Annotated in this window: 13 protein-coding genes and 1 pseudogene; 6 read left to right on the top strand and 8 right to left on the bottom strand. The window is 71.6% G+C overall.

The window, feature by feature from the left end; translation table 11 throughout:
* Window positions 1–43 precede the first annotated feature (43 nt).
* Window positions 44–1510, top strand: a complete 1467-nt coding sequence (locus tag ABFX45_RS07195; RefSeq protein WP_170155203.1) for an SLC13 family permease — start codon at window positions 44–46, stop codon at window positions 1508–1510.
* An 8-nt stretch (window positions 1511–1518) separates the two neighbouring features.
* Window positions 1519–2655 (top strand): glycerate kinase family protein, encoded by a 1137-nt coding sequence (locus tag ABFX45_RS07200; RefSeq protein ID WP_109640360.1) that lies wholly within the window; start codon window positions 1519–1521, stop codon window positions 2653–2655.
* Here ABFX45_RS07200 and ABFX45_RS07205 read toward each other — a convergent pair.
* On the bottom strand, window positions 2645–3256 hold the full coding sequence (locus ABFX45_RS07205; protein WP_109640158.1) for a hypothetical protein: 612 nt from the start codon (window positions 3254–3256) through the stop codon (window positions 2645–2647). The genes ABFX45_RS07200 and ABFX45_RS07205 overlap by 11 nt on opposite strands.
* 19 nt (window positions 3257–3275) lie before the next feature.
* Between ABFX45_RS07205 and ABFX45_RS07210 the strand changes: the two genes are divergently transcribed.
* The gene (locus ABFX45_RS07210; protein ID WP_170155202.1) at window positions 3276–3437 is read left to right on the top strand and encodes a hypothetical protein; all 162 of its coding nucleotides are present in this window, start codon (window positions 3276–3278) and stop codon (window positions 3435–3437) included.
* Here the strand turns inward: ABFX45_RS07210 and ABFX45_RS07215 are convergent.
* Together ABFX45_RS07215 and ABFX45_RS07220 are read right to left on the bottom strand one after the other, a co-directional pair.
* On the bottom strand, window positions 3434–4504 hold the full coding sequence (locus tag ABFX45_RS07215) for a Gmad2 immunoglobulin-like domain-containing protein (RefSeq protein ID WP_346128497.1): 1071 nt from the start codon (window positions 4502–4504) through the stop codon (window positions 3434–3436). The genes ABFX45_RS07210 and ABFX45_RS07215 overlap by 4 nt on opposite strands.
* A 67-nt stretch (window positions 4505–4571) precedes the next feature.
* Window positions 4572–5939 (bottom strand): MFS transporter, encoded by a 1368-nt coding sequence (locus ABFX45_RS07220; RefSeq protein ID WP_346128499.1) that lies wholly within the window; start codon window positions 5937–5939, stop codon window positions 4572–4574.
* A 124-nt stretch (window positions 5940–6063) separates the two neighbouring features.
* Here ABFX45_RS07220 and ABFX45_RS07225 point away from each other — a divergent pair, with 124 nt between their 5' ends.
* The 3 genes and pseudogenes from ABFX45_RS07225 to ABFX45_RS07235 all read left to right on the top strand — a co-directional run.
* Window positions 6064–6576 carry a TetR/AcrR family transcriptional regulator gene (locus tag ABFX45_RS07225; protein ID WP_170155201.1) on the top strand — a complete coding sequence of 171 codons (513 nt, stop codon included), beginning with the start codon at window positions 6064–6066 and terminating at the stop codon, window positions 6574–6576.
* Window positions 6577–6671: 95 nt separating this feature from the next.
* Window positions 6672–7592 carry an ArsR/SmtB family transcription factor gene (locus ABFX45_RS07230; RefSeq protein WP_346128502.1) on the top strand — a complete coding sequence of 307 codons (921 nt, stop codon included), beginning with the start codon at window positions 6672–6674 and terminating at the stop codon, window positions 7590–7592.
* A gap of 856 nt (window positions 7593–8448) precedes the next feature.
* Window positions 8449–8652 (top strand): annotated as a pseudogene (locus ABFX45_RS07235) (BTAD domain-containing putative transcriptional regulator); the annotation flags it as partial.
* Window positions 8653–8796: 144 nt separating this feature from the next.
* Here the strand turns inward: ABFX45_RS07235 and ABFX45_RS07240 are convergent.
* Genes ABFX45_RS07240 through ABFX45_RS07260 form a run of 5 tightly spaced genes read right to left on the bottom strand, consistent with a single transcriptional unit; the run spans window position 8797 to window position 18515 of the window.
* Entirely contained in the window at window positions 8797–10620 is a 1824-nt protein-coding gene (locus tag ABFX45_RS07240) for a hypothetical protein (protein WP_346128504.1), read from the bottom strand.
* Window positions 10617–11720 (bottom strand): VWA domain-containing protein, encoded by a 1104-nt coding sequence (locus ABFX45_RS07245; RefSeq protein WP_109640151.1) that lies wholly within the window; start codon window positions 11718–11720, stop codon window positions 10617–10619. Before ABFX45_RS07245 ends, ABFX45_RS07240 begins: the two co-directional genes overlap by 4 nt.
* Window positions 11717–13972 carry a DUF5682 family protein gene (locus ABFX45_RS07250; RefSeq protein WP_346128506.1) on the bottom strand — a complete coding sequence of 752 codons (2256 nt, stop codon included), beginning with the start codon at window positions 13970–13972 and terminating at the stop codon, window positions 11717–11719. Before ABFX45_RS07250 ends, ABFX45_RS07245 begins: the two co-directional genes overlap by 4 nt.
* Entirely contained in the window at window positions 13930–15000 is a 1071-nt protein-coding gene (locus ABFX45_RS07255) for an ATP-binding protein (RefSeq protein WP_346128508.1), read from the bottom strand. Before ABFX45_RS07255 ends, ABFX45_RS07250 begins: the two co-directional genes overlap by 43 nt.
* Window positions 14997–18515 (bottom strand): DUF4132 domain-containing protein, encoded by a 3519-nt coding sequence (locus tag ABFX45_RS07260; RefSeq protein ID WP_346128510.1) that lies wholly within the window; start codon window positions 18513–18515, stop codon window positions 14997–14999. Before ABFX45_RS07260 ends, ABFX45_RS07255 begins: the two co-directional genes overlap by 4 nt.
* Window positions 18516–18566 lie beyond the last annotated feature (51 nt).

Below are 18566 nucleotides of genomic sequence, written 5' to 3' on the forward strand. Positions count from 1 at the left end.
TCGCCTCACCTGTGGATCAGCCTGGCCGCGCACTCTGGTTCCCGTGATTCTGACGTTGGTGGTCTTCGGGGTGGCGGTGCTCCTGTGGGTGTGCACGCCGCTGGACGACACGTTCGTCGCCCTGGCGGCCGTGGCGGCACTGCTGCTGTTCGGCGTCCTGCCCGCCTCCTCGCTCGCCGCTCTGGGCGGCGCCACGACGTGGCTGCTGCTCGCGGCGTTCGTGCTCGCGGCGGGCGTGACGGCATCCGGCCTGACGACCCGCCTGGCGACGTGGCTGGTGGGCCGCGCCCGGACCGTGCGGGGCCTGGCCCACCTGGTGTCGCTCGGTCTGCTGCTGTCGGCGTTCTTCGTGCCCTCGACGTCCGGCCGCGCGGCGCTGGCGCTCCCGGTGTTCGGCGCACTGGCCGAGGGTTTGAAGAACCGCCGCCGGGTCGTGCGCGCGCTTGGCGTGCTGTTCCCGTCGGTGATTCTGCTGACCGCGGTGGCCACGCTGGTGGGGGCGGGTGCGCACCTGATCACGAACTCGCTGCTGGAGACGGCGACCGGGCACGGCATCGGCTTCGGGTGGTGGCTGCTGCTCGGGGTGCCGCTGGCCGTGGTGAGCGCGCATTTGACGGCCGAGATCGTGTTGTGGCTTTTCACCACGCGGGAGGACCGGGCGAGGCCGCTGCAGGTGGAGGTCGCCGCGGAACAGGCCACCGTCGAGATGCGCGTGCCCGCCCTCGTGGGTGCAGCGCGGAGCGAGGGTCCCCTCCCAGGGGTCCCCTGTTCTGATTCTCCCACGCAGCACCGACAATTCCGGACGCTCGAACTCGCGCCGCCGCCTCTGGAGACTCCGGAGCAGCCCCGCGCCGACGGCACATCGGCCGCGAAGTCATGGCGCCGCCGCACCCCCGCCCTCACCCGGCAGGAGTGGACCGCCCTCACCGTCGTCCTCGCAGTCTCCGCCGCCTGGCTCACCGAGCCCTGGCACCACATCCCACCCGAGGTCTCCGCCCTGACCGGCGCCCTCCTCATCACCGCACCCCGTCTCGGCACCACCACCTTCAAAGCAGCCTTCGCCGAGGTGCCGTGGTCCCTCCTGGTCTTCATGGCCGCCACCACAGCGCTCGGCACAGCCCTGATCAAGTCCGGCGCCGCCGACCTCGCCGCCGGCCACCTCGGCGGCGGTTCGGACCTGCGGCTGCTCGCCACCGTCATCGGCGTCAGCCTCGCGGCCCACCTCGTGATCCAGTCGCGGTCGGCCCGGTCGAGCGTCCTCATCCCGATCGTCATCCCGCTGGCGCTCGCGGCCGGCATGAACCCCGCCGCCCTCGCCTTCGCCTCCACCGCGGCGGCCGGCTTCTGCCACACGCTCACGTCGTCCGCGAAACCGGTCGCGCTCTTCGCCGACGCCTACCGGCCCAAGGACCTGCTCAAGCTCTCCGCGGTCCTGGCCCCGGTCACCGGGCTGCTCGTGTTCGCGGCAGCCGTCCTGCTTTGGCCGTACCTCGGCCTACCACTGAAATGAGGTCGATGATGCGTTTTCTCGTTGCTCCCAGCGGTTTCAAGGAATCTCTCGACGCGTGTGCCGTCGCCGACGCCATCGCCGCGGGCATCCACCGGGTCGTGCCGGGCGCGATCGTCGACAAGGCGCCGCTCGTCGACGGCGGAGAGGGCTCGGCCAAGGCGCTCGCCGAGGCGACCGGTGGCACGGTCGTCCCCACGTTCGTGACCGGGCCGATCGGTGAGCCGGTACCGTCGCACTTCGCGTTGCTCGGTGGTCCCGGACCTCGCACGGCCGTGGTGGAGATGGCCGCCGCAGCCGGGCTCAGGCTGGTGCCGAAGGATCATCGCGATCCGGCGAGCACGACCACGTACGGCGTGGGCGAGCTCATCAAGGCCGCGCTCGACCTCGGCGTCGACCGGATCCTCGTCGGCTGCGGCGACTCCGGCACGTCCGACGGAGGCGCGGGTGCGTTGCAGGCGCTGGGTGCCAGTGTCAAGGACGCCAACGGCGACGAGATCGGGCACGGGGGAGCGGCACTGGTCAACGCCCGCACGCTCGATCTGTCCGGAATGGACCCGAGGCTCGACAAGGTCGAGATCACCGTGGCGTGCAACCCGCACAACGTGCTGTGCGGCGAGCGTGGTGTGGCGCGGGTGTTCGGTCCGCAGAAGGGGGCGACGCCGCGGCAGGTCGAGCAGCTCTCTGATGCCCTCGACAACTGGGCGGATCTGCTCGGCGACGTGCGGACCATCGCCGGTGGCGGCGCGTCCGGCGGGCTCGGCGCGGGACTGCACGCGGCGCTGGGCGCGACCCTCGTGCCGCGCTTCGACGTGATCCTCGAACACTCCGATCTGGACGCACGGCTGCCGTTCGCCGACCTCGTCATCACCGCGGAGGGCGCCATCGACGGCCAGACCCCGCACGGCAAGGTGCCGGCCGAGGTGGCGCGCAGGGCGAAGAAGCACGGCAAACCGGTGATCGCGCTGGCCGGCACGATCGGTGCCGACGCCCGCGTCAACCACGACGTCGGCATCGACGCCTACACCAGCATCATCGCCGCGCCCGTCGAGCTGGACGTCGCGATCGCCAGGACCGCCGAGCTCCTCACCGACGCCACCGAACGCACGCTGCGGCTGGTGCTCGTCGGCGCGGCCCTCACACGGTGACCTCGATCTCCTTGCCCAGCTGGGCGCCGCCGAGCAGGTCGAGGTCGTCGCCGCTCCAGAATCGGCCGGGGTCGTACCAGTTCGGCCGGCGGTGGGGCAGCAGTCCCATCTCCGCGTACGTCACCGCCACGATCTCCGCGCAGAACGCGCTCTCCAGCGTAGCGTCCGCCTTGTCCCGCAACGGAATCCGCCCGCGCAGCCAGCGTGACGCGAGCCGCGCGGTCGAGGGGAACGGCGTGCCGTCGAGCCGGGCGACCGCGCGCAGTGCCGCGTCCTCCATCTCGCGCGTCACCGGGTGGTCGAGCTGCCGCAGCCACGCCCGCTGCTTGTACTTGTCGTGCCACGTCACCACGGCGTCGCGCAGGTCGTGCAGCTGGGCGCCGCGCTGGTGCGTGCCGCTCCACATGTCCTTGAGCGACTTGCCGAGCTCGGCGTGCCACATCAACGGCGGCAGGTCGTCCAGCACGATCGCCATGCCCACGTGGTTGACGGGGCTGTTCGTCATCGCCTGGATCGCCCTGTCCGCGGCGCTGCGACCGCGGAACACCCACACGTCACCGGTACGGGTCAGTTCGACGGCTTCGTCCAGGGTTATCGCCATGACCACGTAGCCTAGGCACATGAAGCTCTGGAAGGTGCTCGGCATCGCCGCGTTCGCGGGTGTCGCGGCGAGCGGTGTGCTGGTGGCCCGCGACCAGCGCCGCCGCGCCGCCTACACCCCGGACCAGGTCAGGGAACGTCTTCAGGAACGTCTGGCCGAGGCGTCGAAGACCGCCGGCTAGAACGTCACCCGCACCGCGGTGGTGAGGACGACCTCGCCGTTCGCGGCCGAGTGCTCCTGGAAGAACACCCATCCGGTGCCGCCGGCCGGCCGCGGGAAGGTGATCTCACCGCGGAACGGGGCCGGCGCGTCGCCGCCGCCGCCGGTGACGAAGCTCTTGGCGATCTCGGCCGTGCCGCCGTCCGTCTCGGCCACGACGCGCACCGTCACGTTGCCCTCGAAGACGTGGGCACGTCCGGTCAGGACGAGTGGTGACGACACCGCCTCGCCGGTCTTCGGCGTGTCGACCAGGATGACGTCCGAGCGGGTGCCGGTCACCAGCCACCGGCCACCCGCGCGTGACAGCCCGACCGCCGTCGGCAGTGTCCTCACCGGCTGGGTGCTGTCGTTCGGGGACGGTGGGTAGTACGTCGCCTCGGCGAGGTTGTCACCGGTCCACCGGAACGGCCCTTCGAACGCCGTCCGCATCCCGGCGACCTCGACGAGGAACCGCTTGCCCGCGGCCACCGCGCCCGTCTGGTCGCCCGGCGTGTCCGGGGGAGTGACCTGCAGCCAGTGGTAGAACCCCGCGACGTCGCCGTTGAACGAGTACACGGTGGACCGCACCGTCGGGAACTGCTTGAGCGTCGCGTCCAGCTCGGCCAGCAACGCGGCGCTGCCGGTGCTCGAGCTCGCGTTCGGGATGATCGTGCTGAAGTCCGTGAAGTCGGCGTGCGCCACACCGTCCGTGATCTGCACGCTCTTCAGCGACTTCGCGGTGCCCGGCACGAACATCGACCAGTAGCCCGCTTCGCGTTCGGCCACCGTGGGACCCGCCAGCAACTCGTTCAACGCGGCGGTCGCGACCATCTGGGTCTTCGGCACCGAGCGCGGTACGGCCACGACCGCGGCCGGGTCGCCGCGGTGGAAGTACACGGAGAACGCGGTCTGTTCCGTGACAGGGGCTGTGCCGGGAGGCTCCTGCCGATCGGGCCTCAGCGCGATCAGCACGCCGCCGAGGAGCACGGCTACACCCGTCACCACGCCGATGACCAGCCACAGCTGTCGTCTGCTCCTGAACCAGCTCATCGGCTTCTCCCGTCACACCCCCGAGTGCTGAGACAAGCGTGCGCCCAGACCCGGTGCGAGCGCAGCGTCAGCGCCGTTCCACCGCGGGTTCGGCCGCCTCGCGGTGCTCGGGAACGAGCCGGTAGGCCACGAAGGACGCCACTACGAGCAGCCCGGCCGCGACCAGTGCCGTGCCCTGCATCGCCTCCGTGAACGTGCCCGCGCGAGCCCATGCCGACAGCACGGTGCCGAGCACCGCGATGCCGAGCGCCGCGCCCAGTTCGTACGCCGTCTCCGACACCGCCGACGCCGCACCGGCCTTGTCCGCGGGCACGGCCGACACCACCGCGTCCGTCGTCAGCGTCAGCGCCAGGCCCACCCCGGCACCGACGATCACCAACGCCACCGCGATCGCGCCGTACGCCGCGGAGAACCCGACGATCGCCAGCCCGGCCGCGCTGGCCAGCAGGCCCAGCGCGATCGCCCGGCCCAGGCCGAGCCACCGCACCACCCGCCCGATCACCACGACCACGAGCATGCCCGCGATCCCGAGCGGCAGCTCCCGCAGACCTGCCTCCAGCGGCGAGTGGCCCAGCACGTTCTGGAAGTACTGCGACAGGAAGAACACCAGCCCGGTCAGGGCGAAGATCGCGATCATGCTGGCGCCCACGGCACCGCTGAACGCCGGCTTGCGGAACAGCGCCACGTCGATCATCGGGTGCGCGGACGACTGCTGCCGCCGCACGAACAACCACACCCCGGACACGCCCACCAGACCCGCCACCAGTGCCGTCCAGGTGGAACCGACCAGCGCGACCTCCTTGATCGCGTACACCAGTGGCACCACGCCCACCGCCGACAGCAGTGCCGACACCAGGTCGAACGGGCCCGGATCGGGGTCGCGGGACTCCGGCAGCCACCACGCGCCGAACACCAGCAGCAACGCCATCACCGGCAGGTTGATGACGAACACCGAACCCCACCAGAAGTGCTCCAGCAGAATCCCGCCGACCAGCGGGCCCAGTGCGGCACCGGCCGTCGCCATCGCCGCCCACACCGCCACCGCCCGTGTGCGCTCCACGGGGTCGGTGAACAGGTTGCGGATGATCGACAGCGTCGACGGCATGATCGTCGCGCCCGCCACGCCGAGCAGCGCGCGAGCCACGATCAGCCAGCCCGCCGACGGCGCGAAGGCCGCGAGCAGCGACGCCACCCCGAACCCGGCAGCGCCCGTCAGCAGCAGCTTCTTGCGGCCGATCCGGTCGCCGAGCGTGCCCATCGTGACGAGCAGACCGCCGAGCACGAACGAGTAGATGTCGCCGATCCACAGCACCTCGGCCGGCGACGGCCCCAGGTCACGACCGAGCGCCGGAATCGCCAGCGCCAGCACCGTGGCGTCCACCGCGATCAACAACAACGCGAGCGCGAGCACGCCCAGTGCTGCCCACTTCCGCACGAGATCCCCCTTAGCCGACCATCTGGTCTGTAAATCAACCTACCGTCTGGACGGTCGGCTGAGCAACCACTAGGTTGACCCCGTGCCTGGAGAACAACGCAATGCGCCCCGCACTCGCCGTGAAGTGATCGAAGCGGCCGCGCGCGCGTTGATCACGCACGGGCCCGGAGTCAGCCTCGACGCCGTCGCCAGGGAAGCGGGCGTGTCGAAGGGTGGCCTGCTGCACCACTTCCGCACCAAGCAGGCGTTGCTCGTCGGCCTGATCGACGAGTGGTTCGGCCACTACGACGTGATGGTCGAGAGCCTGCTCGAACCGGAGGACACGCCGGGCCGGTGGACCCGCGCGCACATCCGGGCGACGTTCACGACGGACGAGCTGTGGTCTCACCCGTCTGTCGTAACGGCGTTGCTCGGCGTCCCGGAACTGCAGCAGCGGTTGGATGTCGCCGCGGCCCGCTGGCGCCAGCAAATCGATTCCGACGGGCTTCATCAACAACGCGCGGACCTGATTTCACGTGCACTCGACGGAGTGACGCTGGCAGATCTCCTGTGGCGCGGTCAGGAGACACCCGAAGAGCGCGAACACACCCGTGACCTGCTGCTGAAGCTCACCGAGCAGACCGGGCCGCTCGTCTGACGTTGTCCACCGATCGTTGTCAAGTGGAACAACGCTGAGACTGGACAACGAGAACTGCGTACCGTCGGAAGTGGTTGCACTCCGGGGGGAAGCAAATGCCGATAGTGTTGTCCGAATCCGTGCCCAAGGGGCGCGCGTTGACGATTCTCTTCGAGTTGGAAGATCTCGCGCGCACCCGGTTCGCGCCGGCGCCGCTGCCGATGTACGAGCTGGTCTTCACGGTGCACGGCGGTAGCTGGGACCGGCTGCTGCTGCCGCAGATCCGCCCGCTCGCCGAGCTGATCAGGCCCGGCCGGTTCATCCCGGACTTCTTCAACTCCGCGCGACCCGACTTCGACGAGGCCGTGCGCCAGGTGCTCGACGTGCCCTCGACGCGGGTGCGCGACCAGATCGCGAGCATGCTGGGCACGACCTCGCCGTGGCTGCGGTCGTTCGCGGCCGGCACTCCGACCTCGCGGCAGGACCTGAGGTCGGCCCTCAACGCGGGTTTCCGCGACCTGCTGGGGAACAACTGGCCGGAGACGCGCCAGGCGTTCGACGCCGAGGTGCGGCTGCGGTCGTCGCAGGCGGTGTCGCGCGGGCTGGGGGACCTGCTCGGCAAACTCCACCCGTCGATCTCGTGGAACTCGCCCGCCCTGCACGTCGAACTGGGCTGGGACACCGAGATCTCGTTGCGCGGCACGGGAATGCTGATCGTGCCGGTGCTGCACGGGCTCACCCGCCCGGCGGTGTCGATGTTCGCCGAACCGCAGCCGCTGCTCTTCTACCCCGCGGCGGCACCGCAGCCGAGCGGCGCCAGCCTCGAACTGGCCCTCGGGCGCACCCGGACGCTGGTGCTGCGGGCGCTGACGTCCGAACGCACCACCACCGAGCTCGCCAGGCACGTGGGCATCAGCCTGCCCACCGCGTCGCAGCACGCCACCGCCCTGCGCACCGCGGGGTTCGTGTCCACCCACCGCAACGGCCGGTCGGTCCGTCATCGCCTGACCAGACGCGGCTGGGAACTGCTCAACTGACCCCCGGGAGGCCCGCATGACCGCGTTGCCGCGGTACCGCACCGACCCGAGCCCTCGCGCGCTGGCCACCCGGCTGCGGGCACTGCTCACCGCCCAGGTCCCCGTCGCCTGCGGTGTCTACGCCGGCCTTTCCGCTCCCGTCGCCACTTCGCCGTTGCACGCGAAGATCACACACGCCATGGCTCAGGCGTTCGTGACGGGCACTTCGGCGGGTGTGCCCCGCTTCGAACCGCCACCGTCCGCACAGCTGCGGCTGCTCACGGCGGCGAGCTGGGGGAGGCTGGACGGAGTCGGCGTGGACATGACGACGTTCCCCGTCGACCTCGCCTCCGAACTGTGGTGGCGGGTGCACGAACGCGCGCTCGGCTCGTTGCGCACGGGCGAACGCCGCGTCGCCTGCGATCTGTTGCTGCGCCTGGGATATCCGCAGCGCGCGGCGTCGGTGATAGGGCTGACCGTGATCGACGCGCACCGGCAGGTGCTCTCGCCGGAGCTCGCCATGGAACAGCTCGCGGTGCTGCGCTGCCACCTCCCGGCGTCCGCGGTCGAAGCGATGGCGTTGCGGGGAGCCCGTTCCGGGTTGCCGGCCGAGACACGGCGCGACCTCGCGCTGTTCGTGGTGTTCCGCAACGCGGCCCGCGGAGCCGACTCCACGTCCCTGCGGGCCGGTGCGGCACTGGCGGTGAAGGCGTCCTCGGAGCTGCCGCACAACGGTTTCACCATGGCGCTCAACCGCGCGCGGCTGTACCGGGCGATCGCCGCGGTTCCCTTCGTCCGGCGCGACATCACCGAGACGCACCGGCTGCTCGGACGCGCGCTGGAATGCCTGACGTCGATCACACCGGGCTCGGCGGAGATGGACCAGCTGGCGTGGGCGGACGAGGCGTACGCGCTGCACTGCTTCCTCGTGCAGACCCACCTGGCCATCGGCCTGGGACAGCGCGCGGCCGGGTACGCCGACGAGCTCGTCGAGCTCAGTCCCGGCGACCACCGGACGTGGGCGTTGCGCGGCGACGCGCTGGCCGCGTGCGGCCGGCTGGACGATGCGATCGAGGCCTACACGCGTGGTGTGGCACTGGGTGGCTGGGGCGCGGCGCGAGCTGCTCACCTCCGCGGGTTCCTGCTGGACCGGCTCGGGCGGGTGGCCGAAGCCGCCGAGGACTACGTGTTGTCGCGACGCATCGACCCCACAGCGTCGGTCGTGTCAGCGAGCATCGGCCGTCACCAGCAACCTGAGGTGCGCGCGGAGCCAGGTGGCCGCGGCCGGGCCGTCGGCGAACGCCGTGACCTGGGCCGCCGCCGTGCGCAGGCCCGTGCGGTGCAGGCGCGCGGCGACCTCGCGCACGCGGGCGAGCAGGCTGTCCGTGAGGTTGTCCAGTCCTCGATGCGCCGCATCGGCTAACACCAGCAACGCGCCGTCGACCGCCGCGCTCAGCGGATCGGACGTGGTGACGCCCGGCGGCAAGGGTTGCGGCGTGGTGCCCGGCGCCAGGTCCGGCACCACCACGCCCGCGTCGGTGCGCACGGCGAGCGGGTCGACGACCAGCGTGCCGCGGTGCCTGCGGATGGTGCCGGTGATCGTCGTCGGGTTGGCGCGCAACGCGGTCGCAAGCGCGTCGAGCGCGTGTGGCGCCACCGCCCGGTGGGTCGCTTCGAGAACGCATTGGCTGCGGTGGTTCTGGGTGCTGGGTGACGTGTGGTGCAGCGTGGCGGTGAGACGCTGGGCCGCCGGGTCGTAGGCCACCTCCGTCACCTCGCTGACCCGGACCACGCGCACCAGTTCCGCCTCGACCCTCGCCCGCACCTGGCGTGGCGGCAGGTCGGCCAGGTGCGCGGCCGCGGCGTCGTAGTCGTCGATCACCAGCGCCTGCGGCAGATCGTCCCAGGACGTGCCTACCGGGGTGAGCGACGTTTTGGCCACCCTGCTCGTCTTCAGCGTCACCACGCGGCTCGCGCTGCGGGTCGCCGACTCCGACACGACGTTGGCCGCGGCCAGTTTCTGCCCCGTGCGCAGGGGAGTGTCGCGGTGCACCAGCACCACGTCGCCCGACGCGAAGAACACGTCCGCGGTGGTGGCGCTGCGCAGGCGTGCACCCAGCGCCGTCAGCCGGACTCGCCGCAACGGTGTCTCCGCGGGTTCGTCGAAGCCGAGGACCTCGGCGCGCGGGCCGGTCGCGGTGGTCCGCGCGTGCAGCTCGGTCAGCAGCGCGGCGAACCGCTGCGCCTCGTAGTCGGCGCTGCGCCGGCGATAGGCGGTCAGCTGCGCCAGCAGGTCGGTGATCACCGAGGCCGGCCAGTGCAGGCGCTGCGCGGTCAGGTCGCGGTGCAGGCGCTGCCACGCGACGTCCAGCACCTCGCTCGCGTTGGTGGCGCCGTCGAGCAGCAGCTGGTCGAGCAGGTCGGTGACGGCGGTCAGATCCGTCGCGGTGGTGGGAGATCCGCCCACGTCGACCGTGTCGGTGCCGAGTGCGTCGGCCTCGCGGAACGCCCACACCGCGAGCGCCGTCGCCTCGTCGCGGTTGACCGCGTCCGTGTGGACGTAGGACAGGTCGCCGGGCACCAGGAACGTCACCGTGCACGTCGGGAGCTCGGCCTGCGCGGTCCGGTCCTCCGCGGTCGGGCGGCGGAGCCTGGCGCGGTAGCCGGCCTGGAACGCCCGGCGGGCGCGGCGCAGCGTCCGTTCACCCATCAGCGCCATCAGGTCGTCGTCGGTCACCGCGCCCGGCGACCACAGCTCCGCCGGTGCACCGGCCTCCTGAGTGCGTTGGTACGCCAGGACAACGGCGATGCGATGCCGGCACACGCCCGCCGCGCCACAGCTGCACCGGGCCGCGTCGAGGGTGGTGTTCGGCGGCAGCGTCGTCGTTGTGCCGTCCGGGAACTCGCCCTGGACGGCACCGTCCGGATCGGTGCCGAGCACGGGGACGGCCCCCGCGTCGAGCTCCTTGACGGCACGCTTCACCAGGCCGCGGTTGGCCAGCGCCGCGAGCGCGTCCGGGGTGAGTGCCAGCAGGTCGGGTCTAATCACGAGAGTTTCTCCGCCACGAATTCCGCGAGTTGGCCCGGGGTCATGGCGCCGACGTGGGCGCCCGCGTTCGCGAGGCGCTGGCCCAGCGCGCGGTCGTAGTCCGGGTTCGCCTCCTCGTCCAGCGCCGCGAGGCACAGCACGTGCGTGCCCTGTTCGCACAGGCCCTTCACCGTGCGGACCAGGTGGTCCGCGTTGCCGCCCTCGTAGAAGTCGCTGATGAGCACGACGATCGCCCGGCGCGGGCTGTCGACGAGGCTCGCCCCGTACACGGTCGCCTTGGCGATGTCCGTGCCGCCGCCGAGCTGCACCTTCATCAGCAGCTCGACCGGGTCGGTCACGTCGGACGTCAGGTCGACCACGTTGGTGTCGAAGGCGACGAGGTGCGTCCTGAGCCCCGGCAGGTTCCACAGGCAGGCCGCGGTGACAGCCGAGTGGATCACCGAGCCGGTCATCGACCCCGACTGGTCGACCAGCAGGATCACCTGCCACTGCTCGACGTGCTTGCGGGTGCGGGAGAAGAACTTCGCGTGCTCGATCGAGAGCTTGCGCTCATCCGGCTGGTAGCGCTGGAGGTTCGCCCTGATCGTGGCCCGGAAGTCGAAGTTGCGCGAGTTGCGGTGGATGCTCGGCCGCCGCGACCTCGTGCCGCTGAACGCCTGCCGCACCTCGGTCCGCAGCTTCTCCATGAGCTGCCTGACGACGGCCTCGACGATCTTGCGCGCCAGCGCGAGCACGGCGGGGTTCATCAGGTGCTTGGTGCGCAGCACCGCCCGCAGCAAGGCCTGGTTCGGCTCGATGCGTTGCAGCACCTCGGGATCCGTGACGACGTCGGTGATCTCGTACCGCTCGACGGCGTCGCGCTCCAGCCGCTCGATCGTCTCCCTGGGGAAGAGCCGGTGCACCTGGTCCAGCCAGTCCACCGTCTGCAGCACGGAGTCCTCGTTGCCGCCCTTGCGCACCCCGCGTTCGGCGAGCTCGGGATCGCGCCCGTAGAGCCACTGCAGCGCGGCGTCCCGCGCCGCCGCGGAACCCTGCAGCGCGCCGGTGCAGCGGGAGGCGGGCTCGCCGAGGATCAGCCGCCAGCGTTCCAGGTCAGTCATGCCAGCCCGCCCTTGGTGAGTAGCGCCCCGACGCGGTGTTCCACGGCCAGTGCCTCCGCAACGACCATCGGGTCGGCGGTGAGCCGGGTGAGGTTCCTCGCGTCGCCCTCGACGCCGCGGTGGGCGAGGACGGTCCCCGCGATGGTCTCCCTTTCCCTCGGCGGGAAGTAGCTGAAGGCGAGCCGCAACGCGGGCAGCGCCACCAGGAACTCCTCCTCGGTCATCGCGCTGACCAGCTCGTCCAGCACCCCGACCAGATCGGGGCTCGCCAGCACCTCTTCGCGGGCCACCGCGAACAACCCCGCGAGCCAGTCGCCGAGCGCCGCGATGCCGCGGACCTTCCGCACGTCCGGCTGCGCGCCGAGCGCCCAGGCCAGGCCGAGCGCCGCACCCCGCAGGTCCGGCGGCGCCTGCACGTCGTTGCTCACGCGCGTCGCCACACCAGTGACATCCGCTGTGTCCAGTGACAGCGCGGCGTTCGCATGCAGCACGGCGTCCCTGGTCGCCGCCATCGTCCTGAGCCGGTGCGGGTCGGCAGGCGCCGGTCCGCCGTGCAGTCCCTCGATCAGCCACAGCACCCTGGCCGTGCCCGCGTCGATCACCGCGCCCAGCAACGGGTCCTTCGCCGTGCCGAACAACCTGTCGTGCCGCCACAACCCGAGCACACCGCTCAGCACGTCGCCGAGTGCGGCAAGGTCACCCGTCTCCTTGACGCCTTCGCCGAGCGACGCCTTGACCCTCTCCGACAGCGTCGAGATGCCGCACAGCACCGCGTCGAACAGGATCCCCGCGAGGTGCCGCAGCTGCGCGTGCCGTGCCTGCCGTTCGAGCGCCACCCCGGCCGCTTCCTCCAGCGTGGCACCGTGCTCGGCGGCCTCGATCAACGCCGCCAGCCGCTCCTCGACCGGTGTGAGGAGCCACTGCTCGTCCAGCTGCGGCGCGGTACCCCCCGACGGCCCGCTCGTGCGCTCGAAGCCGGGAATCCCCAGCACCCGCAACCGGTGCAGGATCCTGCTGCGCTCCAACGCGTCCGGGTCCGTGAGGTCGAGCGCGATCTTGCCCTCCTGGTCGAGCCCGTGCGCCCGCAGCAGCTGCTGGACGGCGTCGACCAGCGGCGGCGCCGGTGTGCTCGGATGCAGCCGCCCGACCTTGTCACCCCGCAGCGCCGCGATCATCTCGACGAGCGCCGGGTGCGCGCCGGGCCGCAACGTGCCGCGCCGATTCCACGGCGGCGGCTGCGTCAGGTCCTCGGAGATCAACGCGCTGGTCAGTCCGTCCAGCACGTCCGTGCGGGCCGGGTGCTCGTGCCCGCGCAACCGCGCCAGCGCCCCGGCCTGGGTGTGCGCGGCGACGAGGTCAGCCGTCGACACCGGCTGCTGCCTGCGGCGCAGCCTCGTCGCCACCGACTCGACGAGCCAGTCCGCCGCCCGCCGCGGCCCGTTCTCCCAGACCTGCTGGTAGTAGCCGGGTGACGGCATGCCCGACTGGTACCCGGTGAACGCGTCCAGCCGCGCGTGCGAGTACGGCACGAGGTAGCTGGCGCCGCGCTCGCGTTCCGGCACCCCCGGCCACTCGGCGTCCTCTGCCGGACGGCTGTCGAGCTCGGCCTTCAGCGCGGGCGTGTGGAAGCCGCCGGTGACCACGACGACCGGCCTGCCACCCGCGTGCCTCACGGCCGCCCGCACCCAGCGCGCCATGTACTCCTCGCGCGCCGCGTCGCCGTCGTCCGCGGCGGCCGTGCCGCGCAGGACGTCGAAGTACTCGTCCAGCCCCTTCGGCTCCGGTTCGGACTCGAAGAGGTGGTCCCACAGCACGTCGACGTTGTCGACCGCGAACTCCCGGCACAACCGCTCGACGACCTCGGCGTAGCGCAGCTCGGCGTCGGCGTACCTGTTCGTGACGCCGTGGAACGCCTCGTGCCACGCGGGCAGGTCGATGAACCTGACCTCCGCACCGTGCCGGCGCCCCTCGGTGATCGCCACCCACTCCGGCGAGTAGTCGCAGAACGGCGTCCACGAGGCGTGCTGGTCGGAGTAGCTGAACAACGCGATCGGCAGCTCGTGTCCCAGCAGCAGCTCGTCGACGCGCTCGTTGAAGTCGGCAGGGCCCTCGATCAGCACGTACGCCGGCCGGTGGGTGCGGATGGTGTCGGCGACCAGCCGGGCACAGGCGGGACTGTGGTGCCGGACGCCGACGAACACGGCCCCCATCAGCCGGGCAGCAGGTGGCGGGCCCGGTGCAGCTCCTGCCACTGCTTCCCCTTGCGCCGCGGCGCGTGCTGTTCCAGGTACCGGCGCAGGCGAGCCAGGTCCTCCGCGTTGTCCTTGGCCGCCGTGCCCGCCAGGCACTCGACGACGTCGGCCGCCGTCCCCGCCTCGCCGCGCAGGAACCACCCGCGCAGCCCCACCGCGTGCGCCACCGACACCGCCTCCGCCGTGCTCATGACGGTGGTCAGCCGGTCGTTGCCCTCCCTCAGGTCGCGGAACGTCCTGACGAGCACCTCCAGCACGTCCCGCTTCGGCGTGAGCTCGACGCCGGACTTGGCGAGCAGCTTCGCCGACTCCTGCTCGACCAGCGCGAGCTCGGTGTCGAAGTCCGCGATGGGGAACACCGTCTCGAAGTTGAACCGCCGCTTCAGCGCCGCGCTCATCTCGTTGACACCCCGGTCGCGCGTGTTCGCCGTGGCGATCACGTTGAACCCGTCCTGCGCGAACACCATGCCGTCCGGGCCGTTCAGCTCACCGATCGCCATCACGCGGTCGGACAGCATCGACAGCATGCAGTCCTGGACCTCCAACGGGCAGCGCGTGATCTCCTCGAACCGCACCACCTTGCCCTCGGCCATGCCGCGCAGCATCGGCGCCGGCACGAGCGACCGCGGCGACGGGCCCTCCGCCACCAGCAACGCGTAGTTCCACGAGTACTTGATCTGGTCCTCGGTGGTCGCCGCGCCGCCCTGGATCGTCAGCGTCGACTCGCCGCTGACCGCCGCCGCGATCAGCTCGGACAGCAAGGACTTGGCCGTGCCCGGTTCGCCGACGAGCATCAGTCCCCTGCTGGTGGCCAGCGTGACGAGCGCTCTGTCCACAAGGGACGGATCGCCGACGAACTTCTTCGTGATCCCCCGCTCCTCGTCGCCCACCACGAACCTGCGCGCGGCTTCGAGGCTCAACGCCCAGCCGGGCGGCTTGGGCGCGGTGTCGGAGTCGCGCAGCCGGGCGAGCTCGTCGGCGTGGCGGACTTCGGCCGGCGGGCGCTGCATCGTCTGAGTGCTGGTCATGACTGCAGGGACTCCAGTTCGGAAAGGAGCTCGGACACGGTGATCGGGTCGACGTCGAAGGTGCGCGGCGCGTTCTTCGGCGCGGACCAGTCGCCGTTGCCGGTGGGAGAGAACCACATGTCGGTGAAGCTGATCTCGGGGAAGACGTCGACGGCGCCGACCGCGATGCCGGGGTCGAGGGAGGCGACGAGCGCGCCGCCACCGGGGAGCGGCCGCGTGATCCAGCACTCGACCCCGGCGTCCTGCGGTTCGCCGCGGACCCAGCCCTTCTTGGTGAGGCCGAGGATCTTGCCGATCGGGCGGGGCACGTTGCAGTACTTCTCGAGGTGGGGGAGCACGTCGTCACCGGGAGCCAGGAGGTGGACCGGGCGGCCCAGCTGCGGGAACGGCTGGAGGATCTCGTAGTCGGCGAACACCTCGCCCCAGCGCGGCTCGGCCTGGAGACTCACCGGGTGAGCCACCCGGACGACGGCGTTGTCCGGGAGGGTGATCTCGTCGTCGGCGGCGTCGGCGAGGGTGCGGTCCTCCGCCAGCCGGAACGAGAGGCCTTCGTCGGTGATCCACACGAGGCGGCGGACAAGGTGCCAGAGCAACGGGTGCGCGGCCAGAACTGTGTGGAACTCCTCCGCGGTCCACGTCCGCTGGTCGACCATGGCACGTTCGAGACGCTGGATCTGGTCGGCCGCGATCGTCCTGACGTCCTTCTTCAACGCAGCGAACCGCTTGTGCTCCAGCGGTGCCTTGTCCTGGTCGTCCTTGGCGGCTGGCTTCGGGAGATCCTTGCGGCGCTTGCCGTCCGGGTCGAGCACGAACGGCTTGAGCTGCTCGTCGAAGCCCACGGTGAACCGGCGGGGCCCGTAGTCGATCACCAGGGTCGCGGCGTCGTCCAGGCCCAGGCGCGGGACGAGGCGGTCGGACAGCTGGTCGCGGCTCAGGCCCAGCTCGGCGGCGATCTGGGCGATCTTCTCCTGGGCGCGGGTCTTGAGGCCTTTGAACGACACCTTCTCGGCGATGCTGTTCAGGTGCGACAGGGCGACCTCGGTGCCGATGTCGGCGAGCACGTCCAGCCCCGCGACCGCCCTGGCGTGCTGGCTCTCGCCGGGCCAGTTGCGGATCAGCGGAGACAGGGCCCGGACCGTCTCGTCGTTGCCGAACCAGCCGAGCGCGCTCAACGCCCAGCTCTCCTTCGACGGCCCGCCGGCCTGCAACCAGTGCTCGAAGACGGCCCACGCGAACGCCGCGAGCGATGCCGGGTCGAGCGCCTCCCTGGCCACCGGCAGCCCGGCGTAGATCTCGCCAGGCTTGGACAGTGCCGCCGTCATGAGCAGGTGCCCGGTGGCCTCCGCCGGCAGGGCGTGCGCGCGGTCGCGGAGCAGCACCTGGGGCAGCAGCCGGGTGTCGGCCCACTCACCGATCACCGGCAGCTTGGTGGGCAGCACGTCGAGCGGGTCGACGGACAGCACGACGTCGATCGCCGTCTCCGCGCCGCAGGACGCGGCGATGGACTTCACGTCCACGCCGATGCCGTGCAGGTGTCGGATCGCGGCCTCGGCGTTGCGGCGCGCGGTGCCTGGCGTGCCGGCCGCCGCCGGGATGAGCAGCCGGGCGGCCAGTTCGCGGTGCCGGGCCAGCCAGGCGAGCCCCCAGCGCCTGGCCTGCCTGGTCCTCGCGAACCAGTCGGCCATCACGGCAGCCACCTCGGCGGACGCGAAGGGCAGCAGCACCACACCGCCCGTCGCGGGGGTGGCCTGGCCGAGCCGCAGCAGGGCGGGCACGGCGTCGACCCCGAACCGGGCGGCGAGCCGCTTGCCCCAGTCCTCGAAACCGTAGGAGTGCGTCGGCTTCCACTCCGCGACCAGGTGCCGCACCTCCGCCTCGGGCGCGAGGAGGAACAGTTCGCTGTCGAAGTAGCCGGCCCGGCCCGCGAGGTAGTCCCCGAGCAACGTCTGCCAGCTGCGGTCCGAGTACCAGTCGTGGCCCGACTCGAGCCACTTCTCGCGTTCGCCCGGTTCCCACACCACCGTCGCGTCCGGCACGGGGAGATCCGCCACCACCACGGGCTTCACCGGCGGACGGCGCCGCAGCCACGGCGGCGAGGCGAGCAGCGGCGGCAACAGGTCCGTGCCCGCCTCCGGCACGACCTGGCCCTCGGACGCGGCGAGCAGCGTGGTGACCTCGGCCGGCACGTCGAGCGACGGATGTGACAGCAGGTGCGCCTTCAGCAGCTGTCGCGCTTCCTCGCTCTGCTCGACCCGTTCCACGAGCAGCCGCGCCGCCCGCCGCGGGAACGCCGTCATCGCGGACAGCAGCGCGGGCCGCACGTACTTGGTGTCGTGGCGGTCGAGCAGGATGGTGAACGCCTCGTCCGTCGGCAGGACCGCGAGGATCTTCAGCGCCAGCTTGCGGCGGTCCGCGACCTGGTACTGCTCGTCGAGCTCCGCCGCGAGCATCGGAGCGATGGCCGGCCCCAGCACGTACAGCGCCGTGTAGAGCACGAAGGCAGAGCTGGGCAGCGACCGGCCGACCTTGACGAACTCCTCGTACGTGCTGGCACTGCACGGCAGCAGCCACCACGGCGACACGTAGGACTGGCGGCACACCTCGTCGAACCAGTCCGCCCGCGACGGCACCAGGAACGACCGCAGCTGCCGCACCTCGAGCGTGGCACTCAACCCCGCCAGCGCGGCCTCCGCGGCCTCGACTTCCGCGTCACCGGCGACCGCCAGCGCATAGCGGACGGCGATGAGCATCTGACCCTCGACGTCGGTACGACCGGCGTGGAAGTGCCCCTTCCGGCGGTGCAGGCGGGTACCGGTCCACTTCTGCCGCCGCTCGTTCCACTCCTCCGCGAACGTCAGCGCGACGAACTCGATGACCGCGACGGCGGCGAACGCCGCGCCGTGGTCGGCGATCCAGGCGTGCACCGACGCCGGCCCGGACGACGTGATGGCCGCGATCGCCGCCGCGCCAACGGGGTTCGCGTTTCCGGCGAGGTGTTCTCTGGCCGCGTCGGCCAGATCGGCGTTCGGGTTGTGCGCGGAGAGTGCGCGCTCGATCGTGGCGGCCTTCTCGACGATCTGGAGCCGGGCCTCGGCGGCTTTGGCGTGGTCGACCGAGAACTCCGGTGCCGGGTCGAACCCGCGCTGCCGCACCACGTCGCGCAACCAGGCTCTGGGCATGACCCAGGTGTCCTCGTCGACGACCGGTTCCGGCTTGGCAGCGGCGCCGGTGGGTTGCGCGGCTGCGCGAGCGGCGGTCGGCTGGGCGGGTGCGCGCTGGGCAGCCGCCGGAGCCTGAGCGGCCGTGGCCGAGCCGACCGCGACGTAGCCCTTCTTCTCCTTCTCCCCCACCAGTTTCGCGACGTGCGCCTCGGCCGCCTCCGCGGACGCCAGCTCCTTGGTCTGGGTCTGGCCGGCCGTCTCCAGCCGTCCGAAGCGGACGGTCACAGAGGATCCTTCCCGGCCGATCTCCCAGAACTTCGCCGAGCTGCCCGCGACGAGCTCCCACCTGCGCACTGCCGTACCTCCTGGGTCAGGTTCCGATGTCATGGACCGTACTGATGGGGT

It is taken from the genome of Lentzea roselyniae, assembly GCF_039537795.1.
Taxonomy (GTDB): domain Bacteria; phylum Actinomycetota; class Actinomycetes; order Mycobacteriales; family Pseudonocardiaceae; genus Lentzea; species Lentzea atacamensis.